The following is a 23,591-nucleotide window of genomic DNA, read 5'->3' on the forward strand; positions in this document are numbered from 1 at the left end:
CCATGCCAGTTGACGAAGACAAATATCCGGAAGAAAGCGGCCGGCGACGGTTCATCAAAGGCGTCGTCGGCAGTGCGGCACTTGCCGGCGTCACCGCGAGTGCGGGTGCGAGTCTGAACCTCGCAACGTCCGCACCTGGTGCCGGTGGCGGGACAGTCGAGTTTATCGGCATCGAAATTACTGACGGCCCCGCCCCTCGTGGGATGCCCATCATTCCGGTCGAGATCAGCGACGGAACGCTGCAGGGACTGTTCCCCGAAGCCGAGGAAGTCCAACAGCAGGGTCGGACCGTTCAGATTGCCGAAACAGATGTCGGCGGGACGACGTACTCCTCGTCGTGGTTCCAGTACTGTGGCGTTCAGCAGTACGCCGGGACCCAGCCAGGTGCCGACGCCAATAACACATTTACGGCAAAGCCCGACGGAACCTACGAGTGGATGTCAGACCTCTCCAGCGGTGACCCGCTGACGGTCGACAATTTCAGTGACTACGAGGAGTGGGGCAACGGCATCGGACAGAGCGGACTCGGAAAGCCAGCGATGGCCAACTGGCGAAACACCTCAGACGGCCGGGCACTGCCAGTGCAGGTCATCCGTAGTCCCGAAGTGCCCAAGATGGCAAACGGCGAAGGGAAGTACAGCGAACTACCCGGTGCCGTTCAGGATTTCCTCGCTGAAGCGACCGACCAAGGCTTCATGGCCTGGCTGGACAAGTGCACGCACTTCTGCTGTGTGCCCGGGTTCAAAACCAGCGAGTACCCTGGTGCTGAGGATGGTGTCTACTGCCAGTGCCACCAGTCCATCTACGACCCGTTCAGTCCGACACAGTATCAATTCGTGGCGCTGCCACGCCCAGATTAAAACAATGAGTCTCGAACGCAAAGACGAACACGACCACGACGGCTGGATGCAGGAGCGCGACCTGACGCCAGTGGAATCGATATACCTGACGGTTCTCATCTGGGTCGACAAGCGACTCCGCATCGTCGACTACCTGGAACTGCTGGAAGACCTCTACTACAAGGTCAACCTGCAGATGCCAAAGAGTCACACCGAGCAGTACAACCTCGACAACAAGTTCTGGTACTGGTATCCACTGTACGCGCTTGGCTCGTTTTCGACGATTGCGTACGTCGTCGCGTCGATAACGGGCGCGCTGCTGGGCTTTTACTACGCGCCGGCAGCGGCTGCGGCAAACGGTGACCCGACGATTGCGTACAACTCCATCCTGTTTATCATGGGTGACCTGAACCTGGGCTTTTTCCTGCGGAGTCTCCACCGCTGGTCGGCCCAGATTATGACCGCCGCGGTCTTCCTGCACATGCTCCGTGTCTACTTCACGGGCGCGTACAAGGAACCGCGTGAGCTCAACTGGATACTGGGCATCGTGCTCATCTCGCTGACGATGGTCTTCGGGTACACCGGGTACCTGCTGCCCTGGAGTCAACTGTCCTTCTGGGCCGGCCAGATTGGTGTCGAGATGAGCCTCTCCGTCCCGCTGGTCGGCGAGTACGTCGCCCAGCTCCTGTTCGGTGGCTACACGCTCACCCAGGCGACGCTCCAGCGGATGTACATCCTGCACGTGTTCTTCCTGCCATTCATCGTGACGCTGCTCATCGCAGTCCACATCGGCATCGTCTGGATGCAGGGCATCGCGGAACCACACTGATACCATGAGCGAGAACAACGACACACCCGAGAACGAGGTCGCGACCGACGGCGGTCCCGAGAGCGACGCGAACGGGACCTCGTCAGAACTCCGCTCTGACGGCGGCGAAGAACCCGCTACGGACGGTGGCGGCACTGGTATCGTTCCGCCGGACGACGAGACGCCCACCTGGAGCGAGCGCAAGCAGCGCACCGAGGGGCTCTCCCGGCTGACTTACGAGTACTTCGAGCGGGCCCGCCGCGAGGACCAGGACCTGCGCCAGGAGTCCAGCTACGTCGAGCGTGACGTGCTGGCGTTCCCGGCCTGGCCCCACGAGATGATTCGGAACCTCGCCCTGACGAGTTTCTTCGTCGGCATGATCATCATGCTCGCGGCGCTGGTTCCGCCCCACCTGCCGAGCCCGGCAGACTCGGGGACGACTCCGGCGATTATCCTGCCGGACTGGTATCTCTACTGGTCCTTTGGCCTGCTGAAACTCGGGCCGCTCAACCCGGACCTCAGCCTGCTTGGCGGGCAGAAGCTGATGGCCGACCGAACGTACGGTGTTGTCGCCAACATCGTCGTCGTCGGCATCATCGCAGTTGTGCCCTTCCTCAACAAGGGGAGCGCACGCCGACCGGTCGAGCAGCCGTTCTGGGCGGCCGTCGGAATGGCCGGGTTCGTCTTCGCGTTCACCATCGCCGCACTCGCGGTCAAGAACCTCATCCCGATGAACTCCCACGTCCTGTTCGACATGGCGTTTCTCGCACCCGTCGTCGCGGGGACGATCACCTACGCCGTGCTGAAGTCGATGCGGGAGGGGTACATGTTCGACCTGAACCGCCGGTACTACCGGTTGCGGCCACCGAAATAGATGAGCGATACACCCGAAGACGACGCCGACGCACGCGCCGAGGGCGCACGCGACGTGGTCGTCCCGCTTCGGGTGTACAAGGCCGTGACGGTCTTCTCGACGCTGTTTGCGGTCGTGTTCGTTCTTGCGGGCTTTGTGGTCCTTGACTCGGCGACAAACCGGGCGACAGCGGAGGTTTCGGAGATCGACCCCCTGTTTGCCATTCTCGGCATCGGACTGCTCGTTGGCGGGTCGGCCGTCTACGCCTTCTCGACCCGGTTCCGGACCGAAGGAATGGGAAAGTCTAAAGACGAATCCGACGAACCTTCAGATAATGGCTGACGAATTCATCAAGGGATTCGGTATCTTCGTGACGTCCATGCTCGGCTGGCTGATCATCGCCGGGACGTTCAACACGCCGAGTTTCGAGGGAACACAGCTCACTGCGCCGAACCCCGAGACGGGTGACATCTACATCCAGCTTGCGCTCTTGCTGAAAGACGCGCTGTTCTGGATTGGTATCGTCGGCGCGCTCACCTTCTGGGTCGTCATCCCGGCAATCGAGCAGGCCCGGACCGCGCTCGGCGAGTAACCAAGCGCAATTCCTTTGCGGGTCCCGCTCCTATAGCTACCAATGTCGACGTGTGACGTGTGCGGCAACGAAGAGAACATGCCGTACCAGTGCCGGCACTGTGGGGGGACATTCTGTGCCGAACACAGACTTCCGGAGTCCCACAACTGTCCCGGACTGGAAAACTGGAACGACAATCAGGCGGTCTTCGACAGCGGCTTCGAGGAGACTGTCGAGTCGGGGGAGAGTTCCGGCGGGGTCGCCGACCGGCTGGGCGTCAACACCGGTCCCGGAAGCTGGGCCAGCTACTTCCGGAACAACATGACGTACGTCTTCCTCGGTGCGATGTGGGTGACCTTCCTCCTGCAGTACGTCGTCGGCTACCTGCTGACGGGGACGCTCGATCCCGGTCTCTTTTCGAGGAATTCAACGTGGGAAGCCATCTTCGTGCTCTCTTCGGCACACCCCGAGTACATCTGGACGTGGATAACGTCGATTTTCTCCCACGGCGGCTTCGGCCATATCGCCATCAACAGCATCGTGATTTACTTCTTCGGCCGGCTCGTCGAGGACTACGTCGGCTCAAAGCAGTTCACGATACTCTTCCTGGTCAGTGGCGCACTTGCAGGCCTGGGCCAGATTCTTATCGGCATGATACAGACTCCCGGAGTGCCGAGTGGCGTCGTCGGTGCCAGCGGTGCCGGCCTCGCAATCATGGGCGTGTTGACGATACTGAACCCCGGCCTTCGGGTGTATCTGTACTTCATCATCCCGGTGCCGCTGTGGCTACTGACTGTCGGCTACGTCGGTATCAGCGTGCTCGGCATCTTCGGGCCGAGTCTCGCCGGGTCGAACGTCGCGAACGTCGCACACCTCGTCGGCCTGCTCATCGGCCTGGCCTACGGCTATCGCGTGAAAGACCAGGTTCGGATGCCAAATCAACTCCAGTTCGGTGCCGGCGGTGGACCGGGCGGTCCCGGCGGGCCGGGTGGTGGCGGCGGCCGTCGTCGCGGCCCGTTCTGATGGACATCGCCCGCCCGGCGTTCGTTCCCGACCCGTCGCTGTCCCGCGAGGCGATGGAACGACTGCAGGAAGAGATTGCCGACGCGGCGCGTTTTACTGACGAGTTGGGATTTGACCCCGAAAGCGTCGGCGTCGCCGGTGACAGCGACCAGCAACGGCTCGGCGACCGTCCCGACTCGCCGCTCGTCGCGGGCGTCGACCAGGCCTTCGACGGTGACGACGCCGTCAGCGCCGTGGTGGTCTCCCGTGGTAACGAGGTAATCGAGCGAGTCCACGCCGTCGAGCCGACCGAGATTCCGTACATCCCGGGCTTGCTCAGTTTCCGCGAGGGCGGTGCAATTCTGTCGGCGCTTGCCGAACTCGACAGCGACCCCGACGTGCTCGTCGTCGACGGCAGCGGGCGCATCCACTTCCGTGAGGCGGGGCTGGCGACACACATCGGTGTGACCGTCGACTGTCCGGCAATCGGGGTGGCGAAGAACCTCCTCTGTGGCCGCCCGCGGGAGTCGCTTGCCGACCCACTGTCCGAGGGGACACGCGTCGCCATCGAGGCCGACGGCGAGGTGACCGCTCCCGACGGCACTGTCATCGGCTACGCCTTCCAGAGTCGCCAGTACGACTCGCCGAACCAGTCCATCAACCCGCTGTACGTGAGTCCCGGCTACCGGGTGAGCGCCGAGACGGCCGTCGACATCGTCGAGCAGTGCGGTGGTGGGTACAAACTCCCGGAGCCGACGCGGCTGGCCGACAGCTACGCCGACGAGGTCAAACGCGACCTGTAGTCCGAGCGTGATTTCGCCGGGGCTTATATGACCGGCGGCCGTCGTCCCGTCTATGACTGACGAGACGGCGCTCATCACCGGCTGTTCGTCCGGTATCGGGCACGCGACCGCCCGGTATCTCGCCGACGACGGGTGGACAGTGTACGCCACCAGCCGCAACGAAGACGACCTGACCGACCTCGCCGAGGCGGGCTGTCGAACCGACGAACTCGACGTGACCAGCGGCGAGGACATCGACCGCGTGGTCGACCGAATCCTCGACGACGAACACACTCTCGACGTACTGGTCAACAACGCAGGCTACGGCCAGTACGGCCCGGTCGAAGACGTTCCGACAGACCGTGTGCACGCGCAGTTCGACGTGAACGTCTACGGTCCCCACCGGCTGACACGGGCAGTCCTGCCGCACATGCGCGATGCCGGCTCGGGGACGATCGTCAACGTCTCCAGTGTCGCCGGCCGCGTGGCCTCGCCCGGCGGCGGCGTCTACAGCGCCTCGAAGTTCGCGCTCGAAGCGATGAGCGACGCGCTCCGCGCGGAAGTCGAGGAGTTCGGCGTCGACGTGGTGCTGGTCGAACCCGGCCCCGTCGAAACCGACTTCAACGGCCGCGTTCGTGACGAACTCGACGACACCGAGTATCGCTCGGAGTACCAGTGGGTCTACGACATCGTCGAGGACGGGTCGCTCGTCGCCGGTGGCGCACCCATCGCCGTCACGCCCGAGCGCGTCGCCGAGACAATTCACGACGCTATCAGCGTCTCTGACCCCGAGGCACGCTATCCGGTCGGGCGAGTCGCACAGTATATGCTGTACAGTCGTTTCCTCCCGGACAAACTGCGCGACGTCGGCTACCGACTGCTCCGAAAAGTCAGCTAACCACGCTCAGTCTTCGATACACGCCGCGACCACCCGCAGGAGTCGCTCGCCCTGCACTTCCTCGGCAAAGAGTGGCACGCGGCGCACGTCGTGACCCCGGAAGATTTCCTGAGACCGTTCGAGGGCCGTTCTCTGGACCTGCCAGCGGCGCTCACAGAACTCACAGTCGGTGTGGTTCGGCGCGACAAACGAGTCCCCGACGTCGGCCACCTCGCCGGGGTCTTGCATGACGCGATTGACCACGACCGTCCCGACGGGGACGCCAAAGCCTTCCAGTCTGTCGAGCAGTCGCTCCGACTCGCGCACGGAGAGTTCTTCGGGGACCATCACCACCCGGAAGTCCGTCTGGGATGGGTCCCGGAGTACTGCCCGGAACTGCTCGATACGGTCGGAAAATTCTCGGAGACTGTCGATACCCTCCTCGGGGTCGGCGTTCTCGTCGCCGAACATCCCCGCTAGCCCGTCCATCATCCCGCCCAGTCGCTCGCGCATCGTCAGGAGTTTCCCGACCATCGTATCGAGCATCTCCGGGAGTTCGAGCAGGCGGAGGGTGTGGCCTGTCGGCGCGGTGTCGACGACCACGCGGTCGAATCGCGGGTCGTCCATGTACTCTAAGAGGAGTCGAATCGCGGCGGCTTCGTCCGAACCGGGCATCGAACTCCCCAGCGGGTTGGCGGCGTCCTCGCCGAGCAGCCCGGCGAGGGGGTTGCCGCCGGCGTCACCGCCACCGCCGAAGGGACCGTCTTCGAGTGCCTCTTCGGGGTCGATTTCGGCCGCAAAGAGGGGGATGTCTTCGCGGATGCGCGCGGGGTCTGACGGGATGTCCGTCTCCAGCGTGTCCGACAGGGAGTGGGCGGGGTCTGTCGAGACGACCAGCGTCGCCGTGTCGTCGCGTGCGCTGGCGAGTGCTGTCGCGGCAGCCATCGTCGTCTTGCCGACGCCACCTTTCCCACCGTAGAGGACGTAGTCGGGCGCGTCGATGCCATCGGGGACGACTTCGTCGTCGATATCCTCGACAGTCTCGACTTCGAGTTCCATACCTGCGGGTAGTCAGTGCAGGATTGTGTACCCGTCGAAACGGGCGACGGCTACGACCGGGAGGAGCGCGCTTCGCGCACGTCTGCGCCGTCTCTCAGTTTATCTTCACAGTTCGGACAGACACGCGGCCCGTCGTACCCCTCCGGTGTGAACACTCGGACATAGCGTTCAGTCACGAACCCGCCACAGTTGTTACAAACCGGCATCGGTTATACGAGTCTCCTCCCGTCGCATATGCCTTTTGATATGCCGGCACGATTGCCGCCAGTCCGCGGCGTTTACGGCCGATTGTGTTCGTCCCAGAACGACTCGAGTTGGCCTGGCAGGAATTCGGGGGTCAATCTGACGAACTCGTCGCGCTCACCGGGCGAGAGATAGGGGTGGACGCTGTGGCGCGCGCCCGCCGTAAACCGCCGCCCGACGAACGCGCGCACCCCGACTTCCTCGACACCACGGATGACCCGGCCGATGGCCTGCCGTGCCCGACGGACCGCCGGCACCGTCAGCGCGTACTCGAAGGCGTCGTCCTCGCCGAAGGCGTCCGCGTAGGCGCGCCGGACAGCCCGCACCCGCGGCGAGCCGATGTTGACCAGCGGGACCCCAACGACGGCACAGCAGTGGAGTTTCTCGCCGTCGTAGTCGACACCTTCCGTCAACGTCCCGCGCGTGCTCGTCACCAGCACTTTCCCCTCGCCACGGAAGAACTGCTGTTTGAGCCGTTCGGTCTCCTCGTTTGCCGAACTCTCGTCGACCAGCACCGGTTTCTCGACCACGTCGGCGAGGTAGTCGCCGGCCCACCCTGCCTCGCGGTAGTTCGGCATCGCTATCAGGACGTTGCCCGGCGAGCGCGCCAGCGTCCGCAGGACGTGTGCGTACTCGTCGCGGGTCCGGTTCCAGGTGTCGGGGTCTCTGTTCTCCTCCGGGTCGCCGCGATTGTGCGCGGTAAACGGCGTCGCGTCGACGGTCCAGCTCGCTCGATTCTCCACCGGGAAGGGGAGCTGGTACGTTCGCTCGACGACCGGCCGGTCCGCGCGACGAAGTGCCTCCAGTCCGGCGACCTCCGAAAATACGTCAAGCGGTTCCAGCGTCGCACTCATCAGGACGCCTCCGCCGAGTCCCTCGAACACCTCGCGCAGCGAGTCGCCGGGCATACACTCGAAACAGACCAGTCCCGCGGTGTATTGGGTCTGCCAGGGCCGCTCGGCACTGCGCTCGTCGGCCGGCGAGTGTTCGAGTTCGACCTCCCGGAGATAGCTGGCGTGGTCTGCCTCCCACCAGTGGCTCATGATGGCTCCGACTGCGGTACAGACCGGCGTCCGGGTCAGCCCCAGTTCGTCGACGGCGTCCTCGACGGCCAGCCCAATCGTGGGGAGTGCCCGCCAGAGGTCGCCGGTATATCCCTCCCGCTGGGCCCACTCGGTCAACTCGTCCTCTTCGACCGCTTCGGGGTCGCGGAGCGGGACTTCCAGCGTCCGGTCGGGGAGGACGTCGGTGTTGCCGGCGCGCCACTCCGGGCCGAACTCTTCTGTGAGGTGGTCGGCGACACGCTCGTCCAGCCAGGTGAGCGTCGCGTCGTAGAAGTCTCGGGCGCGCTCGACCGCATCGAGGGGCACGTCGTGGCTGGCCAGGCAGTCCCGGACCTGCTGTTTGTGTTCGGCGGTCTGGCGGGCCCGCGCCAGGAGTTGCTCGCAGTCGTTGCGCGCCCGCTTGAGCGTCGCGCGACCGACTCGTTTGGAGAGCAAATCGCGCACGCGCTCTTCGAGTCGGTGGGCCTCGTCGACGACGACGAAGGTATTCTCGTCTAAAATCGACTCCAGCAGCGGCCGCGAGTCGGGGTCGAACAGGTGGTTGTAGTTGCCGACGACGACGTCTGCCTCTTCCAGTAAGACGCCCATCACGCGGTGTGGACAGGTGCCCCGCTCGGTCGCCGCCGGGAGGTAGTCGTCGGCGGTGACGACGTGGCCCTCCCCCACCGAGAAGTCGACTGGCGAGCCCTTGTTCCGGGCGAACCAGTCGGCCTCGAACGGGCAGTACAACGGCGTGTCGTCGCCCTCGGCCATCGACTCGGGGGCGCTGGGCTGGCTCGTGCGGTACGGGCTGGTCGCGCCCGCGGTTTCGAGTGCGTCCTCGAACGTCTGCTGGCCCGGGCCGTCGGGACGGGCGTGTTTGGCGAGGTCGCTGCCAAGCTGGGGGTCCCACCAGATTTCCTCGCTCTCGCCGCCGACCGAGGCGCTGGCGACCGCGCGGTCGTCGCTCCTGTTGTCACTCTCGACCAGTCGTGCGGTGTTCTCCCGGAGGTCCTCACACCGGTCGTGCGTGCTCACGTCGTCGGGGAAGGTCCCTTCGCGGCCGTACGGACAGAGGTCGCGTTTGCCGACAAGCGAGATGCCGGTCAGGGGCTCTTCCAGTCCGGCGTTCATGGTCCGCAGGTCGTCGACGAACTGCTGGAGTTGCTGTTTGACCGGCGTGACGGCGACGATGCGGTCGTACTCTCCGTCTCGAACCAGCGTCGCGCCGGCGGTCAGCGCGGCCATCGTCTTGCCCGTACCACAGGGCCCCTCCATCGCGAGATAGCCGTTCGCGCGCCCGACCTGGATAGCCGACTCGACGGCGTCGGCCTGGTTGTCGTACGGCTGGTCGAAGCCGAAAAAGTCCTGCCAGTCGACGGTCTCGGAGTCGGGCATTCAGTGGTACTGTGTCGTGCTCACCTTTGAACCTCAGGAATCGACCCGGTGCTGTCAGTCGAAAAACTCGACCAGCCGCTCGGCGGCCGTCTCGACGCGGTCGGTCGTCAGCGAGAAGCGTATCCAGTCGGCCCGGGCCTCGCCGAAGGCTTCGCCTGGCATCCCGGCGACGCCGCCCTCGTCGATGAGTCGTTCGACGTTTTCGAAAGTGCCGGGGAAGTCGGGGAACCGTGCCATCACGTAGAACGCGCCCTCTGGTTCGGTGTACTCGGCACCGACGGCATCGAGCGCGTCGGTGAAGGTGTCGATTCGCTCGCGAAGGCGCGTTCGCACGTCTTCGTAGTAGTCGGGCCCCGTGTTCCGGAGCGCGTGCAACACGGCCGCCTGTGCCGGGCGGGAGCCGGTGACGTTCGTCAACATGTGGCGTGTGCGCGCCTCGTCGAGCAGATTTCCGTGGGGGCCGTCGGGATGCGGGAAGACGGCGTAGCCGACCCGCCAGCCGGTGATTGCCATCGACTTCGAGAACGCGTTGGTGACGACCCGGTGTGGGGAGTCGACGGCCAGGGCCGACTCGAAGCGTCCGGCGTAATCGAAGTGGTCGTACACCTCGTCGCTCACGAGGAGTGCGTCGTTTGCCTCGGCAATCTCGACCAGTCGCTCGACGGTCTTGGCGCTGTAGGTGACGCCCATCGGATTGTTGGGGGTGTTGGCGACGATGACCGCGGTGTCACCGCTGGCGGCCTCGGCGATGGCGGCCGCGTCGGCGTGGCCGTCCTCGGCGGCGGGAACGAGCGTGATGTCGGCACCGAGGAAGTTCGCACGCCCGGCATAGTAGGGATAGACGGGGTCGGTGAGCAGGATTTCGTCGCCGGACATGGCCTCGAGCCCGCCGGCCATCGCGAGGTGGTTGGCCTCGCCGGTTCCGTTGGTGACGATAATCTGTTCGCTGTCGACGCCGCGGCGCTGGGCGAGTTCTTCACGGAGCCCGCGGAGGCCGACGCTGGCGGGATACTGGAAGTCGGCGGGGTCGGCGTCGGCGTAGTCGCGCAGCCCCTCACGAAGCGCTTCCGGGGGGTCCCAGTCGGGGCTGCCGCTGACCATCTCGACCACGTCGCGGTCGGCGGCCGCCGCGTACTGGATGACGCGGTAAAACTGCGGCGTCTCGTAGTCCATACCCGTCGGTGGTGGCGCGGCCTACCTGTCTCTTTTCGTCTCCGACGAGCTACGGCAGGGGGCAAACAGGCGACACGAGAGGACACGACGCGGTGTGTCGCACACCCGCGAGCCGCGCCGTGGCAGCGGTCAGTGCATGGTCCTGGGCTGGTCGCGGCTTCGGTCTTGAACATTTGGCTTCGGTCGGCGGCCGTACGCTTTTCGGTGATTCGGCCGTTGGCTGTTGCATGAACACGACAGCGCGGCCAGTCGAAGAGCGGGTCGCCGATACGCTCCGGGACGCAGACGCGACGGTCGCCGTCGCGGAGGCAGCTACAGGCGGGCTGGTTGCAACGCTGCTCACCACGCCGCCGGGTGCGAGTGACTACTTCGATCGTGCGTACGTCACGTACGCGTACGACGCACTCCGCGAGGAGTTGGCCGTCTCCAGGGAGACACTGGACGAACACGGTGCTGTCAGTGCCCCGACGGTCCGGGAGATGGCACAGGCCGCACGGGACCGCGCGCGAACAGATTTCGGCGTGGCGACGGCGGCGGTTGCCGGTCCCGGCGGCGGCACCGACGAGCGACCAGTGGGGACGGTGTTCGTGGCCGTCGCGTCGGCCGCCCCCTGGGAGAGTGGTGACTCGACGACGACGGTCGAACGCTACACGGTCGACGGTGACAGAGACGGGGTGCGCGAGCAGGCGGCCAGACAGGCGTTGCGCGACCTCGCGGCGGCCGTGCAGGATGGCGAACAACAAGGTTTGTGAGTCTGCCCGCCGACGTCCTCAGCGATGAACAAACGTGGGCACGTACTCAACGCTGTTTTGTTGGCAATCGGGTTGGGGTACGTCCTCGAACCGTCGGGTGACGTCGAGACGTTCGTGACTATCGCGGAGGTGTTCGTCCCCGTCGTCCTCGGTGCGCTGTTCCCCGACGTGGACACGGCCTTTGGCAAACACCGGAAGTCGCTGCACAACCTCCTCGTGTTGGGTATCGTCGCGGCCTACCCGTTTTACTTCGGGAACCTCCAGTGGGTCTGGCTCGGCGTCCTCACACACTACATCCTGGACGTCCTCGGGACTACACGGGGTATCGCACTCTTCTATCCCGCCTGGGACAAGGAGTTCGACGTTCCCTTCGGGATTCCGGTCGACAGCAAGTACACCGACCTGATGATGTTCAGCATCACGGCCGTCGAGATTGCGGGCATCTATCTGCTGGTGACCTACGGGACGCCGGCCATCGTCGAGGCCCAGCAGGCGATTGGCATCTAGTAGACGCTGCTGTCCTCGAAGGCACCGCCGTAAGCGACGTGGTCGGGGTGGGTCGGCTCCGTCCCTGAGAGGTAGACCCGGTCGAGTTTCTTCCAGGTGTTCTCGTAGCCGATGTGTGCCATCTCGATGGCGCGGCGCCCGAGATGTTCGAGCCCGTCGCGGTGGGTGGCCGTCCGCGGGGTCCCGTCTCTGAGCGCGTCGTGGAGGTCCGCGGCGGTGTCGATGGCACACTCGAAGGTCGTCCAGCACTCGCCGATAGTCCCCGGGAGGTGGGCGTACGAGGAGGTAAAGCCCGGAATGTCGAACTCCGCGGCGAGTGCGCGGGCACGCCGGTTGTCCCTGGGGAGGTGTTTCGGATTGTACACCTCGATTGCATCGACGATGTCACGGTACGCCCGGATGTGGTCGCGTTCGAGGCTGATGGTGAGAAAGCCGGGGTGTGGGACACAGACGACGGCGTCCTGTTTGGCGAGTTCGTTTACCGCGCCATCGAGCGTGAGAAAGTCCGGAATCCCCCGCTGTAAGTCAAGCGCGAGGACGTGTCGACGGTGCCGCCAGTCACCGGTGAACAGTTCCCGCGCGGGCACCACGAGCAGGTCGTCGTCGCTAAACCGTTCGGCGCGCTCGCGAATTGTCGACCAGCGCGTAAAGTGGGGCGCGTAGACGAGGACGTCGATGCCGCGGCGCTTGGCGCGCGCGGCGACCCGCTCGTCGAGTATCTTCACGTGCATATCGACGCGTGTCGTCGTCACTGGCGGCGGATTCGGTGGTATATCGGTTAGGACTTTCTATTGTCCTCGGGAGGAACGTTTTTATCGCCAGAGGGTGTCTCATCCGACAGAAATGGCTCGCTGGGAGTGCGCCATCGAAGGCGACGATACCACGTTCGACCGGGTCGAGGACCTCATCGTCCACCAGGCGACCGACCACGACAAAATCGAATGCAAGGTCTGTGGCACTGTCGTTCCCGATGGCTACTTCGCTATCCGCCACGCCTTCGACGAGCACTCGCGTGCGGACTACGTCCGCGCCTACGACGCGAGTGCGGCCGACGTCCGCCGGCGCGAGAACATCAAAGAGGACATTGAGGACGCCGCCGACATCCGGGAAGTCGTCGACCGTATCGAAGGGAACGGGTAGTCGCGCCCTCCGAAGAACGTCGGCACCGACCCGCTTTTTTTGTATAATTAGATTGTGTACTTATATCCGTCTGCTTTCGTGGTATGGCTAATGACAAAGCGCGAGTCTTCGGACGCTGCAAGTGGGACGGCAGACAAGACATCCGGGCCCGACAAGTCGGGAACCGGCCAGACGCGAACTGACGGGGGCGCACTCGCCGATGGGGACGCCAGTGGGGGCGCGCAGAGTCCACTCGACTACCACGCAATCCTGAATCACATTGACACGCCGATTTTCGTGGTGGATGCTGACGGCGAAATCACGAACTGGAACCGGTCGCTCCAGCAACTCACCGGCGAGTCCGAGGAGGGGGCCAGAGAACTGCAGGCCGAACACGGGGTCATCGGCCCGGCGTTTTACCACGACGGTCGCCGGTCGATGACGCTGGCCGAGAAGGTACTGGAAGCCCCCGAGAGCGCCGACCAGGAACACGGTGTCCCCCGCGTCGACGACGTCGATTACACGCTGTATGCCGACGAGAGCGTGATGAAAGACTCACGCGGCAGGGAACGCCACATCGAGTTCAGCGCCGCGCCCATCTACGAGAACGGCGAGCTCGCGGGCGTCGTCGAGATGATTCACGACCGCACCGAGGACGCACTCCAGCAACAGCAACTCCAGGCGATGGTCACCGAACTCCAGGACACGATGGGGGAAATCGAAGCCGGGAATCTGAAGGCCCGCGCCTCGGTCGAGGAGACAGACCACATCGACGACGACCTCGTCGGCGTCGTCGATTCGCTCAACCAGATGGCAGAGCGCCTCTCCGGTATCGTCGCCGACGTGGCAGACCAGACCGGTGACCTCCACGATTCTGTCGAGTCGGTCGCCGACACCAGCCAGCACATTTCGACGCTCGCCGACGAGCAATCCGAGACACTGGCGACTGTCAGCGACGAGGTGGCAAACCTCTCGGCGACCATCGAGGAGATTGCCTCGACTAGCGACGAGGTCGCGTCGACGGCGCACAACGCCGACGACGCTGCTACAGAGGTCCAGGAGACCGCCGAGCAGACACAGGCAGTGATGGAAGACGTCTCCGAATCGGCCAACGCAGTCGCCGCGGACGTCGAGACACTCCGCAAGCGCGTCGAAGAAGTTGACGAGATTGTCGAGGTCATCGATGACATCGCAGAACAGACGAACATGCTCGCGCTGAACGCCTCTATCGAGGCCGCGCGCGCCGGCGAGGCCGGTTCTGGCTTTGCCGTCGTCGCCGACGAGGTCAAGTCGCTGGCCGAGGAGTCACAGCAACGCGCCGGCGAAATCGAGAAGATGGTCTCGCGTATCAAAGCCGACACCCGCGACACCGTCGAGAACCTCGAAGAGACCAACAGACAGGTCGAACGCGGCCTCGAACAGGTCGAAGACTCGACTGCGGCGCTGACTGACATCGTCACTGCCGTTGAGGAAGCCGCCGAGGGCATCGAGCAAGTCTCCGATGCGACCGACGACCAGGCGACGAGCACAGAGCAAATCGCGAGTATGCTCGACGAAGTCGTCACTCGCGCCGAAGAGGTCTCCGACGAGGTCCAGACCGCGGCCGCCACCAGCGAGGAACAGGCCGAGAAAGTCGACGAGATTCACGATACCGTCCACCGCCTCGCCACCGAAGCCTACGTCGACCAATAGCGCGCTCTGTCGAAACCTCCTAACGAGTTTGGCACTGCTACCATTCTCGTGTGGTCCAATGCTACGTGTATGGACAACACGACTGCAGACGACGGCGGTATCGGTGACGCGCTCTCGATGCTCGGCGATTCGATGGACGAGTTGAGTACCGACCTGACGGGTCTCGGGAGCGCAGTTGCCAAACTCGAAGCGTCGACGCGCTCGCTGAGCGAGCAACAGCGGAAGGTGTCACGGGAGATGAGCGCCACTGTAGACTCCCTCCGCGACGAACAGGCGTCCCGCACGGCCCGGACGACTGACGCGTCCTTTTCTGCCGCTGCTGACGACTGACTGCAGAAGAAACCCGACACTGCCACCCACTCAGACGGTAGCAACGCGTGAATACTACCGCTCTTCAGAATCCAGCACTCGAATCTGGTCACCACGCACGGTAACCGGAATCGGGACCGTCGCTTCGTACAGTTCCACGGTGACCTGGTCTTTGCCCTCGTCGATGCGCTGGACCTGCGCTTTCTCGCCTTTGAACGGGCCGGCGATGAGTTCGACGATGTCTCCTTCGGCGATACCTTCCACGTCCGGTTTCGGCGAGAGGAAGTGCTCGACCTCCGAGATGGAGGACTCCCCGGGGACGACGCCGTTGGCGTGGGGAATCTCGTCGAGGATGCGGTCGAAGACGTTGTGGTCGTCCGCTTCGACCATCACGTAGGAGGTCAGCGAATCCGGCGCGAGCGCGGCGTGAATCGAGGGCTCCTCGCGGTTCATAATCATGTCCGCGACGGTCCGCTCCTGGCTCGCGGTCGTCTTGATGGCGTAGATGCCGGTGTCGTACTCTTTCTGCTCGGGTTCCTCGTCGTCGACGTCCGACTCGTCGTCCATGTCGGCGGGCTCTGCATCGAGGAGGTCGCTATCCTCGTCGGGTTCGGGGTCGGCGTCGAGTGGATTCTCGCCGGGCCCGGCGCTGAGTGGGTCCTGTGGCGAGTTCCCGTCGAAATCGTCCTCGTCCATCATGGACCACCTGGGATGAAGAACATAATCGTGTAAATCAGGAAGCCCAGAATGCCGACGAGCGCGATGCCGGCCCCCGCAATCTTGGCCACCTGCGAAAACTCCTCCCAGGAGGGCGTACTCGCCAGTTTGAGTACGCGGACGTACGAACTGAGGTCCGTGGGCGTGTTCATGGGGCGTGATTGCCACTCGGTGCTTTTCTATCTTCCGACACCGACGGATACCCCGACAGCGAATCTGAAAGAAAACCTGTTCCGTCAGTCGACGTAGTCGATGTCTTCGCCGAGTTGCTGGGCCGCCTTCTCTCGTTCGGCCTCGCTTTTCCCGTAAATCTGGGGGCTCTCGACGCCGGTGACGACGATCATCGTCTCCATCTTGCCCTCGAAATCCTGGTTGATCGATGCGCCCCAGATGATGCGTGCATCGGGGTCGATGCGGTCGTAAATCTCCTCGACGACGCCTTCTGCCTCCTCGATGCTCATGTCCGCCCCGCCGACGACGTTGACCAGCGCGGAGTTTGCACCGTCGAACTCAACGTCCAGCAGGGGCGAGCGAAGCGCCGAGCGAATCGAGTCCTGGGCCTTGTTCTCCGAGTCGGACTCGCCGAGGCCGATCATCGCGACGCCGCCGTTTTCCATGATAGTGCGAACGTCGGCAAAGTCGACGTTGACCAGACCGGGCTTGGTAATCAGTTCGGTCATCCCCTTGACCGAGCGCATCAGCACCCGGTCACAGATTTTGAAGGCGTCCTGCAGCGGCATCGACGGCGCGTAATCGAGCAGGCGGTCGTTCGGGACGACGATGACGGTGTCACTTACCGCGCGGAGCCGTTCGAGACCGGCGTCGGCGTTCGCTCGCCGGCGCTCACCCTCCGCGGTAAAGGGAATCGTGACGATAGAAATCGTGAGCGCACCGGAATCCTGTGCGGCCTGTGCGACGACTGGCGCGGCACCGGTCCCGGTCCCGCCGCCGAGGCCGGCCGTGACAAAGACCATATCGGAGCCGTCGATGGACTGCTGGATGTCCTCGATGTTCTCCTGGGCCGCCTCCTCGCCGATTTTCGGCACCGAGCCGGCCCCCCGGCCGTTGGTGCGCTTCTTGCCGATGAGAATCTTCGTGTCGGCCTTGACTTCGTCGGCGAGGTGCTGGGCGTCGGTGTTTGCCGCGACCAGTTTCGCGCCGTGGATTCCCTCCTCGGTCATCCGGGTGACGGTGTTGCCGCCGGCGCCCCCACAGCCGACGACGGTGATTTTCGTTTCGAGGTCCTCGACGACCGACGCCAGTTCCTCGTCTGTCATCTCCCCCGAGGTCGACGGATTGTCCGCTGACGGCGTCCCCTCGCTCTCTGTCTCGGCGTCGGCGGCCGATTCCTCCCGTTCCTCCTCGGCCTCGTCGATTGCGTCGTCGATAATCGAGTCCATATTTAAATCCTCCTTTACAGACGGACCCTAATAGGTTTTCCCCTGTGTCTGACGCACGGCTGACGCATCTCTCTTGCCGTCTTCCCTATCTCCACTCGAAATTGCGGCCCGTCTCACTCCAGTCGAAACCGTCGTTCACGCGAGTCGCTGACTGCCTCGGGTGGGATGGTTTCGCCGTCGACCTCGACGGACTGGCCACTGGAGAGTTTGCCGAACTTCGGCCCCTCGGGAACTCCCAGCGTCCGTGCCTTCTCGGCGGAAAATGCCCGCTCGCGGGCGACGAGTTCCCCGTTTTCGCGCTCGACGCTGTCGTAGCGCTGCTCGAGGACTGCCCTCAGTCCGTCGACCACATCTTCGCGGTCAGTTTCGTCGGCGAGGACGACGGGGTTCGTCGGGCGGGTGCCACCCTGGTCGGTGCCGAAGGCCAGCGCCTGCGCTTCGAGCAACTCGTAGGTCGCCTCCCGGTCGATGCCGCGCGCTTCGTCGAGCAGTTCCGGGGGCAGGTCGATGACCACGAAGTCGCCGTCGTAGCCGGTCGCAGCCTCACCGAAGCGAAGGCCGTCGGCGACGGTCGCAACTGCCGTTTCGACGCGGTCGACAAGCCCAAGCGGGACGCCGTCGGTCTCGCGGACCCACGTCTCGCCGACGACGCGGCCGCCGGCGCGCTCGACGGCCGCTGTCACGTCCGGCCGGTCGCCGTCGACCAGCGCGTAGGCGGCGCGACTCTCCTCGAAGGCCGCCGACAGCACTGCTTGACTGGTTGCGCTCTCGAGGTCGCCTATCGCGTCGAGGCCCCAGTCGGCGGCGATGTGGCCGACCGCCCAGTCGGTCTCCCTGACCACCCGCTCGAACCGGGGGGCGTAGTGGCCCCCACCGATGCCGAGGAGATGTCGGCGGTGGGCATCGCCGCCACCGTTCTCGGGGTCGCGGTCCGGCGAGACGCCGCGACAGTCCAGAATCGCCTGCGCCGCTGCGCGGGCGGCGTCTGGGTCGTCCCACTCGGCCTGACTGGACCCCACTTCGACGAACATCGACGGCGCGCCCACGTCCGTCGGGCCGTGGTGGGTTCCTTCCATGCCAACGTCGTAGCCCTCCGGCGCGTGCGTTTCGAGCGCGTCGAGGACGTGCGCGTGTGCGTTCGGGCAAGCGCGGGCGACGGCGTTGTCCTCGCCGCCGTGGTCGGCCGGCCCGAAGTTCCCGGTGTGGTGGGCCGTCAGCAACTGTCCCGTCTCGCCGGCGTGTTTCGACGCGAACACGAGCACGTCGATGTCGTCGAAGGCGTCGGCCGGCCGGTCGAGGTGGAGGTGTAACTCCTCGAACTCGCGGAGTTCGGCTCCCGCTGTCCGATAGACGGTCCCACCGCCCGCCGCGTCGGGGCGCGAGTCGTCGGTGTGTTCGGTCCAGTCAGCAATCTCGCGCAGTTGGTTGCCGATGTGTGTCGATGCGTCGTCGGCCCGAGAGACGAGGATTCCGAGCATCAGTCAGCGTGGTCGGGTTTTGTCGGGTGCCGGCCGGTGGCTTTCCGGACGGCGAAGGCGGTTAGTTCGAACAGTTCGCGCAAGCGATGCCGGCGGACGACGAGTATCGCCGTCCCGAGGACGAGGTAGACGACCGTGTAGGCCACCAGTAGTTCGAACTTCGGGTCCGGGAACGGCTCCCAGACTCTGAGGAAGGTAAACTCGAGCAGGACCTGTGAGATAAAGAGGGTAAAGAGCGCGACGGCTTCGCGGACCGAGATACTGAAATCGACGAGCAGGGCCAGCGCGAAAAACGACTGCGCGGCGGTAATCCAGATTTCTGCGGCCTGAATCTGGTCGAAGGGGAGCGTCCCGTACCGACCGAGTGCAAGCGAGTAGACGACGACGAGCGTCCCGATGAGCAGCGTCCACTGGTTGAGTTTCGAGGAGATGAGCGCGTTGAACCCCGCCGTCGAGCGGGCCTTGTACACGAGCACGGAGACGACGATGAGCTCCGGCGATTCGCTGGCAAGCGGTGCAATCCACTGAATCATGAAAAACGCCGGGATGCCGACTGACTCGCCGATGTTCTCCAGGCCGTGAGCGAACGGTTCGACGGCGATGAAGATGAGAAAGCCAGAGAAGACGAAGAGACCGAGGACGGTGACTATCCGGAGCGGCCGCGGGAACGACTGGAGGTACGCGGGGACGCCGACGTGTTCCTCGCCGGCCTCGATATCGCCGCGAATGATGATGCCGATGTAGACGACGTACAGCCCGACGAGGACGACGAAATCGAGAATGTCGATACCGCCTCCAAGCGGGACGAAGAAGGCCCACGTCGTTGCGGCAAAGAGGAACGTAATCTCGGTCGCGATGTCTTTATCCAGCGTGACACGCGTCGCGAGAAATCCCTCGCGGTGGTCGACGGCGGGGTCGGCGGTCCGACGGGCCTGCCAGACGGTCAGGAGCGCGATACCGGCCCAGCCGATACCGATGAGGATGCGGTTCGCGCCGGTCATGTTGGCGACGGCGAGATTCGCGTCCTGGCAGGCGCTCGCGAGACCGCTTGCCGCCCGCGCCCCGTGCCCGCCCGTCGCCACGCCCTGACAGGCTTCGGCAGTCGCACCGCCGGCACCGGCCCCCCACGCGTACAGCGCGTCGACGGCGTACTCCGGTGCGACGGCCAGCACCGCGAGCACAGCGATGGCAAAGGCTCGGGGGACGTCCTTCTCGGCGGTTTCGGCGCCCCACGTCAGCAGGAACGACGCACCGAGTACCGCGATGCCGCTGATTGCGACGGTCGCAACGTCACCGAATCCGGTTCCGGTCGCCCAGATGCCGACCCACGGCGCCGAGACTGCGACGGCAACAGCGATGGCAGTCAGCGGATGACGGAGACGACTCACTACCGGAGCACTCGGTTGTGCTGTAAGAATGTCTTGCGATGTGGCCGACCGTGGCGATTATACGCTCCCGGCCGGAGGTGCGGATATGGACGTCTACGGTCTGCTCGGCAATCCCGTCGAACATTCGCTGTCGCCACCGATGCACGAAGCGGCCTACGAGACACTCGACATCGACGCTCGCTATGTCACGTTCGAACCCGACGAGAACGCCGGCGCCCGCGCCGTCGAGAGTGCGGCCACGCTCGACGTCGCCGGCCTGAACGTCACGATTCCGTTCAAACAGCAGGTCATCGAGGCGGTCGACCCGGCACCGCTCGCCGAGCGCATCGGCGCGGTCAACACTATCGACTTCTCGACTGACCCACCGACCGGCTACAACACCGACGCCGCCGGCGTCGTCCGCTCGTTTACGCATCACGGCGTCGACCTGACCGGTGACGCCGTCGTCGTCGGCGCCGGCGGCGCTGGCCGCGCAGTCGCGTTCGCACTGGCCGACGAGGGGCTGACCGTCCACATCACCAACCGGACCGAATCGAAGGCAGACGACCTCGCGGCGGCCGTCGCAGCGTCTCACCCCGACGGCGATTCCGCTGTGATGGGGTACGGTCTCGACGCACTCCCGGACCTCGTGGCCGAGGCGGACCTGCTGGTCAACGCCACCAGCGTCGGGATGGAGGAGGACCGCTCGCCGGTGCCCGCCGACGTGCTCCACGCAGACCTCGCGGTCCTCGATGCGGTCTACTCGCCACTCGAGACGCGACTGCTCGACGACGCGGCCGCCGCCGGTGCGACGACCGTCGACGGCGCGTGGATGCTCCTGTTCCAGGGTGTCGAGGCCTTCGAGCAGTGGACTGGCCGCGACGCACCGGTCGCGGAGATGAACGAGGCGCTCCGGACACGAGTTTAAGTACGACCCGTCACAATCATCCGACATGGGGTTGCTGGACAAACTCAAATCTCTCTTCGGCTCTGACCAGGACGGGCACTCGCCCGCCCGCGACACCGAACCCGACGTAACTGTCGAGCACGAACCGGCCGCCGAATCCGAACACGCCGTCAAGGGAACGGATACGGCCCGAGAGCAGATGGACGGCGACCAGGAATCGGCGGGCAAGAGGGCGTCGACGGCCGGCGAGAGCGAGCCGACGACCGACGAACCGGGCGACGACACCGTGGCGTCACCGGCCGACGACGACTCTGTTATCGACGACGAATCGGCCACTGACGACGCGCCAGCCAGTCCGTCTGTCGAGGAAATCAAGGGTATCGGCCCGACCTACGCCGAGCGACTGGAGTCTATCGGCATCGAGACGGTCGCAGACATCGCGGCAGCCGACCCGGCCGAGGTCGCAGAGGCGGCCCAGGCCGGCGAGAACCGGGCCACAGACTGGGTCGAGCGAGCCCAGGACTTCTGACTTTCGGGAACCGCAAAACGGTTAGGCGCTCCTGTCGTTTCTGACAGTAATGTTCGAGGGCGTCACCGACCGGGATACGTACCTCCAGACTGCACGCGAGGCACCGGCCGGTGCCCGCGTCCCGGTCGAACTCCGCGTGACCGTTTCGGACCCCTTCCTCGCCTACCGACGGGCACGCGACGGTCCCGGTGGCGTCTTCCTCGATACGATCGGCGGCCAGTCCGGCTGGGGCTACTTCGCCGTCACGCCCGCCGATTTCCTCGAAGTCGACGCCGACGCGAGCGCACTCGACGCACTCGCGGCCGTCCTCGACGGCGAGACGCTCGTCCGCGGGGCGTGTGACGTTCCCTACCCCTGCGGTGCTATCGGCTGGCTCTCCTACGACGTGGCTCGCGAACTCGAATCGCTCCCCACGGATGCGGTCCGGGACCGTAACCTCCCGCGACTCCAACTGGCGACCTACGACCGAATCGCCGCCTGGGAGCGACCAGTCGAGGGTGACGACGTGACGCTTCGCATCACTGCGTGCCCGCGCATCGACGACCCAGACGACGCCGAGGCACTGGCGGAGAAGTATCGGTTGGCTCGCGAGCACGCCCGCAAACTCGCACGAAAAGCCACCGAGGGCGACCCCGCCGTCGGGGACCCGCCGGTGACGACCGACAGCGCACACTTCCAGAGTGACTGTACACGCGAGGCGTTCGCCGAGCGCGTCCGGCAGGTCAAAGCGTCCATCCGCGACGGCGACACCTTTCAGGCGAACGTCTCCCAGCGGTTGCACGCGCCCGCCGCCGTCCACCCTGTCGAGGCCTTCGACGCGCTCCGCGAGGTCAACCCCGCGCCCTACTCCGCACTATTGGAGTTTCCGGGCGTGGACATAGTCTCCGCGAGTCCCGAACTCCTCCTCGACCGTGACGGTGACCGACTCGTCACCGAGCCAATCGCCGGCACGCGGCCGCGCGGCGCGACCCCCGACGAAGACGACCGACTCGAAGCGGACCTGCTCGCCGACGAGAAAGAGCGCGCCGAGCACGCGATGCTCGTCGACCTGGAGCGCAACGACCTCGGGAAAGTCAGCGAGTACGGGACCGTCGACGTCAGCGAGTACCGCCGCGTCGACCGCTACTCGGAGGTGATGCACCTCGTCTCGGAAGTCGAAGGACGACTCCGGGACGACGCGACGCTGACGGACGCGATTGCCGCCGTCTTCCCCGGCGGCACCATCACCGGCGCGCCGAAACCCCGGACGATGGAGATAATCGACGAGGCGGAGACGACCCGGCGCGGTCCCTACACCGGCTCGATTGGCATCTTCGGGTTCGACGACCGGGCGACGCTGAACATCGTCATCCGGACGCTGGTGCGCTACGCCGAGGAGTACCACCTCCGCGTGGGTGCGGGTATCGTCCACGACTCGGAGCCGGAACGGGAGTACGCTGAGACGCTCGATAAAGGTCGGGCGCTCGTGACTGCAATCGACGAAGCGCTCGGACAGCGCGCAGACCTGAGTGTAGAACAGACATGAGAGTGCTCGTCGTCGACAACTACGATTCGTTCGCGTACAACCTCGTCCAGTACGTCGGCGCGGTTGTCACCGCACCGGGCGCTGCGATACAGTCACAGACTCCCGGCGAGGTCGTCGTCCGCCGCAACGACGAAATCACCCTCGACGGCATCGACGACCTCGACCCCGACGCAATCGTCGTCTCGCCGGGTCCCGGCACGCCAGCGGCCGCTGGTATCTCGATGGACATCTTTGCCGAGCGCGACTATCCGACGCTCGGCGTCTGCCTCGGCCATCAGGCGCTCTGTGCGGCCAACGGCGCCGAGGTGGGCCACGCCGAGGCCGTCGTCCACGGCAAACCCTCGACGGTTACCCACGACGGCGAGGGAATCTTCGATGGTCTCCCCGATGACATCGAGGTCGGCCGGTATCACTCGCTGGCTGTCGAGCAGACGACGGTCCCCGATTCCCTGGTCGAGACTGCGCACACGACTGCCGAAGATACTGACACGATTGTCGAAGACGCCGTCGTGATGGGCGTCCGTCACCGCGAGTGTCCACACGTCGGCGTCCAGTTCCATCCCGAAAGCATCCTGACCGACGCAGGCGAACGATTGATTGCGAACTTCCTCGCGATGGCGACTCCAACGGCTGACCCATGA

At 64.9% G+C, this 23,591-nt stretch carries 27 protein-coding genes; 17 read left to right on the top strand and 10 right to left on the bottom strand.

What is annotated here, in order from left to right:
* Positions 1-2: 2 nt before the first annotated feature.
* Genes QYL91_RS05295 through QYL91_RS05330 form a run of 8 tightly spaced genes read left to right on the top strand, consistent with a single transcriptional unit; the run spans position 3 to position 5,753 of the window.
* Positions 3-860, top strand: a complete 858-nt coding sequence (locus tag QYL91_RS05295) for a Rieske (2Fe-2S) protein (protein WP_302082339.1) — start codon at positions 3-5, stop codon at positions 858-860.
* 4 nt (positions 861-864) lie between these two features.
* Positions 865-1,668, top strand: coding sequence for a cytochrome b (locus QYL91_RS05300; RefSeq protein ID WP_302082340.1), 804 nt, complete (start codon positions 865-867; stop codon positions 1,666-1,668).
* 4 nt (positions 1,669-1,672) lie between these two features.
* Positions 1,673-2,521: a cytochrome b family protein gene (locus QYL91_RS05305; RefSeq protein WP_302082341.1), complete on the top strand. Its 849-nt coding sequence runs from the start codon at positions 1,673-1,675 to the stop codon at positions 2,519-2,521.
* Positions 2,522-2,842 carry a DUF7315 family membrane protein gene (locus QYL91_RS05310; RefSeq protein ID WP_302082342.1) on the top strand — a complete coding sequence of 107 codons (321 nt, stop codon included), beginning with the start codon at positions 2,522-2,524 and terminating at the stop codon, positions 2,840-2,842.
* Positions 2,835-3,092 (top strand): DUF7314 family protein, encoded by a 258-nt coding sequence (locus QYL91_RS05315; protein WP_302082343.1) that lies wholly within the window; start codon positions 2,835-2,837, stop codon positions 3,090-3,092. Before QYL91_RS05310 ends, QYL91_RS05315 begins: the two co-directional genes overlap by 8 nt.
* 42 nt (positions 3,093-3,134) lie before the next feature.
* A complete protein-coding gene (locus QYL91_RS05320; protein ID WP_302082344.1) occupies positions 3,135-4,094 on the top strand; it encodes a rhomboid family intramembrane serine protease in 960 nt (319 codons plus the stop codon).
* The gene (locus QYL91_RS05325) at positions 4,094-4,876 is read left to right on the top strand and encodes an endonuclease V (protein WP_302082345.1); all 783 of its coding nucleotides are present in this window, start codon (positions 4,094-4,096) and stop codon (positions 4,874-4,876) included. The genes QYL91_RS05320 and QYL91_RS05325 overlap by 1 nt, the downstream gene beginning before the upstream one ends.
* Positions 4,877-4,928: 52 nt before the next feature.
* Complete coding sequence (locus tag QYL91_RS05330) at positions 4,929-5,753, top strand: SDR family oxidoreductase (RefSeq protein WP_302082346.1); 825 nt, start codon at positions 4,929-4,931, stop codon at positions 5,751-5,753.
* 6 nt (positions 5,754-5,759) lie between these two features.
* Here the strand turns inward: QYL91_RS05330 and QYL91_RS05335 are convergent, their stop codons facing one another.
* The 4 genes from QYL91_RS05335 to QYL91_RS05345 all read right to left on the bottom strand — a co-directional run bounded on the left by QYL91_RS05335 (position 5,760) and on the right by QYL91_RS05345 (position 10,648).
* A complete protein-coding gene (locus tag QYL91_RS05335; RefSeq protein ID WP_302082347.1) occupies positions 5,760-6,791 on the bottom strand; it encodes an ArsA family ATPase in 1,032 nt (343 codons plus the stop codon).
* Between the two features lie 50 nt (positions 6,792-6,841).
* Positions 6,842-6,997 carry a DUF7563 family protein gene (locus QYL91_RS18290; protein ID WP_465269216.1) on the bottom strand — a complete coding sequence of 52 codons (156 nt, stop codon included), beginning with the start codon at positions 6,995-6,997 and terminating at the stop codon, positions 6,842-6,844.
* Positions 6,998-7,069: 72 nt separating this feature from the next.
* Positions 7,070-9,475 carry an ATP-dependent DNA helicase gene (locus QYL91_RS05340; RefSeq protein ID WP_302082348.1) on the bottom strand — a complete coding sequence of 802 codons (2,406 nt, stop codon included), beginning with the start codon at positions 9,473-9,475 and terminating at the stop codon, positions 7,070-7,072.
* Between the two features lie 54 nt (positions 9,476-9,529).
* Positions 9,530-10,648 carry a pyridoxal phosphate-dependent aminotransferase gene (locus tag QYL91_RS05345; protein ID WP_302082349.1) on the bottom strand — a complete coding sequence of 373 codons (1,119 nt, stop codon included), beginning with the start codon at positions 10,646-10,648 and terminating at the stop codon, positions 9,530-9,532.
* Between the two features lie 227 nt (positions 10,649-10,875).
* Here QYL91_RS05345 and QYL91_RS05350 point away from each other — a divergent pair, with 227 nt between their 5' ends.
* Positions 10,876-11,400 (top strand): CinA family protein, encoded by a 525-nt coding sequence (locus tag QYL91_RS05350; protein WP_302082350.1) that lies wholly within the window; start codon positions 10,876-10,878, stop codon positions 11,398-11,400.
* A 24-nt stretch (positions 11,401-11,424) separates the two neighbouring features.
* Complete coding sequence (locus tag QYL91_RS05355) at positions 11,425-11,907, top strand: metal-dependent hydrolase (protein ID WP_302082351.1); 483 nt, start codon at positions 11,425-11,427, stop codon at positions 11,905-11,907.
* Here the strand turns inward: QYL91_RS05355 and QYL91_RS05360 are convergent.
* On the bottom strand, positions 11,904-12,638 hold the full coding sequence (locus tag QYL91_RS05360; RefSeq protein WP_302082832.1) for a PHP domain-containing protein: 735 nt from the start codon (positions 12,636-12,638) through the stop codon (positions 11,904-11,906). The two genes, QYL91_RS05355 and QYL91_RS05360, sit on opposite strands and share 4 nt — an antisense overlap.
* Before the next feature lie 112 nt (positions 12,639-12,750).
* Here QYL91_RS05360 and QYL91_RS05365 point away from each other — a divergent pair, with 112 nt between their 5' ends.
* The 3 genes from QYL91_RS05365 (at position 12,751) to QYL91_RS05375 (ending at position 15,048) form a co-directional block, all read left to right on the top strand.
* Complete coding sequence (locus QYL91_RS05365) at positions 12,751-13,047, top strand: DUF7565 family protein (RefSeq protein WP_302082352.1); 297 nt, start codon at positions 12,751-12,753, stop codon at positions 13,045-13,047.
* Between the two features lie 90 nt (positions 13,048-13,137).
* The gene (locus QYL91_RS05370; protein ID WP_302082353.1) at positions 13,138-14,718 is read left to right on the top strand and encodes a methyl-accepting chemotaxis protein; all 1,581 of its coding nucleotides are present in this window, start codon (positions 13,138-13,140) and stop codon (positions 14,716-14,718) included.
* 69 nt (positions 14,719-14,787) lie between these two features.
* On the top strand, positions 14,788-15,048 hold the full coding sequence (locus QYL91_RS05375) for a hypothetical protein (RefSeq protein ID WP_302082354.1): 261 nt from the start codon (positions 14,788-14,790) through the stop codon (positions 15,046-15,048).
* Positions 15,049-15,102: 54 nt separating this feature from the next.
* On the opposite strand, the gene QYL91_RS05380 is transcribed toward QYL91_RS05375, so the two are convergent.
* The 5 genes from QYL91_RS05380 to QYL91_RS05400 form a co-directional block, all read right to left on the bottom strand.
* A complete protein-coding gene (locus QYL91_RS05380) occupies positions 15,103-15,594 on the bottom strand; it encodes a transcription elongation factor Spt5 (protein WP_302082833.1) in 492 nt (163 codons plus the stop codon).
* A 128-nt stretch (positions 15,595-15,722) separates the two neighbouring features.
* Positions 15,723-15,896 (bottom strand): protein translocase SEC61 complex subunit gamma, encoded by a 174-nt coding sequence (locus QYL91_RS05385; protein ID WP_302082355.1) that lies wholly within the window; start codon positions 15,894-15,896, stop codon positions 15,723-15,725.
* An 84-nt stretch (positions 15,897-15,980) separates the two neighbouring features.
* Entirely contained in the window at positions 15,981-17,144 is a 1,164-nt protein-coding gene (gene ftsZ / locus QYL91_RS05390; RefSeq protein WP_302082356.1) for a cell division protein FtsZ, read from the bottom strand.
* Positions 17,145-17,257: 113 nt separating this feature from the next.
* Entirely contained in the window at positions 17,258-18,622 is a 1,365-nt protein-coding gene (locus tag QYL91_RS05395) for a D-aminoacyl-tRNA deacylase (protein ID WP_302082357.1), read from the bottom strand.
* Positions 18,622-20,010, bottom strand: coding sequence for a sodium/calcium exchanger protein (locus tag QYL91_RS05400; protein WP_302082358.1), 1,389 nt, complete (start codon positions 20,008-20,010; stop codon positions 18,622-18,624). Before QYL91_RS05400 ends, QYL91_RS05395 begins: the two co-directional genes overlap by 1 nt.
* Before the next feature lie 85 nt (positions 20,011-20,095).
* Here QYL91_RS05400 and aroE point away from each other — a divergent pair, with 85 nt between their 5' ends.
* The 4 genes from aroE to QYL91_RS05420 are packed head-to-tail and all read left to right on the top strand — an operon-like array spanning position 20,096 to position 23,591.
* Positions 20,096-20,917 (top strand): shikimate dehydrogenase, encoded by an 822-nt coding sequence (gene aroE, locus QYL91_RS05405; RefSeq protein WP_302082359.1) that lies wholly within the window; start codon positions 20,096-20,098, stop codon positions 20,915-20,917.
* A gap of 25 nt (positions 20,918-20,942) precedes the next feature.
* On the top strand, positions 20,943-21,425 hold the full coding sequence (locus tag QYL91_RS05410) for a helix-hairpin-helix domain-containing protein (RefSeq protein WP_302082360.1): 483 nt from the start codon (positions 20,943-20,945) through the stop codon (positions 21,423-21,425).
* Between the two features lie 49 nt (positions 21,426-21,474).
* Positions 21,475-22,950, top strand: coding sequence for an aminodeoxychorismate synthase, component I (gene pabB / locus QYL91_RS05415; RefSeq protein WP_302082361.1), 1,476 nt, complete (start codon positions 21,475-21,477; stop codon positions 22,948-22,950).
* Positions 22,947-23,591, top strand: a complete 645-nt coding sequence (locus QYL91_RS05420; RefSeq protein WP_302082362.1) for an anthranilate synthase component II — start codon at positions 22,947-22,949, stop codon at positions 23,589-23,591. Before pabB ends, QYL91_RS05420 begins: the two co-directional genes overlap by 4 nt.

The organism is Salinibaculum rarum (assembly GCF_030505615.1).
Lineage (GTDB): Archaea > Halobacteriota > Halobacteria > Halobacteriales > Haloarculaceae > Salinibaculum > Salinibaculum rarum.

Excerpts from the sequence above, each read along its gene's own strand:
- QYL91_RS05295 (WP_302082339.1), top strand. The coding sequence starts at position 3 with ATGCCAGTTGACGAAGACAAATATCCGGAAGAAAGCGGCCGGCGACGG.
- QYL91_RS05300 (WP_302082340.1), top strand. The coding sequence starts at position 865 with ATGAGTCTCGAACGCAAAGACGAACACGACCACGACGGCTGGATGCAG.
- QYL91_RS05305 (WP_302082341.1), top strand. The coding sequence starts at position 1,673 with ATGAGCGAGAACAACGACACACCCGAGAACGAGGTCGCGACCGACGGC.
- QYL91_RS05310 (WP_302082342.1), top strand. The coding sequence starts at position 2,522 with ATGAGCGATACACCCGAAGACGACGCCGACGCACGCGCCGAGGGCGCA.
- QYL91_RS05315 (WP_302082343.1), top strand. The coding sequence starts at position 2,835 with ATGGCTGACGAATTCATCAAGGGATTCGGTATCTTCGTGACGTCCATG.
- QYL91_RS05320 (WP_302082344.1), top strand. The coding sequence starts at position 3,135 with ATGTCGACGTGTGACGTGTGCGGCAACGAAGAGAACATGCCGTACCAG.
- QYL91_RS05325 (WP_302082345.1), top strand. The coding sequence starts at position 4,094 with ATGGACATCGCCCGCCCGGCGTTCGTTCCCGACCCGTCGCTGTCCCGC.
- QYL91_RS05330 (WP_302082346.1), top strand. The coding sequence starts at position 4,929 with ATGACTGACGAGACGGCGCTCATCACCGGCTGTTCGTCCGGTATCGGG.
- QYL91_RS05335 (WP_302082347.1), bottom strand. The coding sequence starts at position 6,791 with ATGGAACTCGAAGTCGAGACTGTCGAGGATATCGACGACGAAGTCGTC.
- QYL91_RS18290 (WP_465269216.1), bottom strand. The coding sequence starts at position 6,997 with ATGCCGGTTTGTAACAACTGTGGCGGGTTCGTGACTGAACGCTATGTC.
- QYL91_RS05340 (WP_302082348.1), bottom strand. The coding sequence starts at position 9,475 with ATGCCCGACTCCGAGACCGTCGACTGGCAGGACTTTTTCGGCTTCGAC.
- QYL91_RS05345 (WP_302082349.1), bottom strand. The coding sequence starts at position 10,648 with ATGGACTACGAGACGCCGCAGTTTTACCGCGTCATCCAGTACGCGGCG.
- QYL91_RS05350 (WP_302082350.1), top strand. The coding sequence starts at position 10,876 with ATGAACACGACAGCGCGGCCAGTCGAAGAGCGGGTCGCCGATACGCTC.
- QYL91_RS05355 (WP_302082351.1), top strand. The coding sequence starts at position 11,425 with ATGAACAAACGTGGGCACGTACTCAACGCTGTTTTGTTGGCAATCGGG.
- QYL91_RS05360 (WP_302082832.1), bottom strand. The coding sequence starts at position 12,638 with ATGCACGTGAAGATACTCGACGAGCGGGTCGCCGCGCGCGCCAAGCGC.
- QYL91_RS05365 (WP_302082352.1), top strand. The coding sequence starts at position 12,751 with ATGGCTCGCTGGGAGTGCGCCATCGAAGGCGACGATACCACGTTCGAC.
- QYL91_RS05370 (WP_302082353.1), top strand. The coding sequence starts at position 13,138 with ATGACAAAGCGCGAGTCTTCGGACGCTGCAAGTGGGACGGCAGACAAG.
- QYL91_RS05375 (WP_302082354.1), top strand. The coding sequence starts at position 14,788 with ATGGACAACACGACTGCAGACGACGGCGGTATCGGTGACGCGCTCTCG.
- QYL91_RS05380 (WP_302082833.1), bottom strand. The coding sequence starts at position 15,594 with ATGGACGACGAGTCGGACGTCGACGACGAGGAACCCGAGCAGAAAGAG.
- QYL91_RS05385 (WP_302082355.1), bottom strand. The coding sequence starts at position 15,896 with ATGAACACGCCCACGGACCTCAGTTCGTACGTCCGCGTACTCAAACTG.
- ftsZ (WP_302082356.1), bottom strand. The coding sequence starts at position 17,144 with ATGGACTCGATTATCGACGACGCAATCGACGAGGCCGAGGAGGAACGG.
- QYL91_RS05395 (WP_302082357.1), bottom strand. The coding sequence starts at position 18,622 with ATGCTCGGAATCCTCGTCTCTCGGGCCGACGACGCATCGACACACATC.
- aroE (WP_302082359.1), top strand. The coding sequence starts at position 20,096 with ATGGACGTCTACGGTCTGCTCGGCAATCCCGTCGAACATTCGCTGTCG.
- QYL91_RS05410 (WP_302082360.1), top strand. The coding sequence starts at position 20,943 with ATGGGGTTGCTGGACAAACTCAAATCTCTCTTCGGCTCTGACCAGGAC.
- pabB (WP_302082361.1), top strand. The coding sequence starts at position 21,475 with ATGTTCGAGGGCGTCACCGACCGGGATACGTACCTCCAGACTGCACGC.
- QYL91_RS05420 (WP_302082362.1), top strand. The coding sequence starts at position 22,947 with ATGAGAGTGCTCGTCGTCGACAACTACGATTCGTTCGCGTACAACCTC.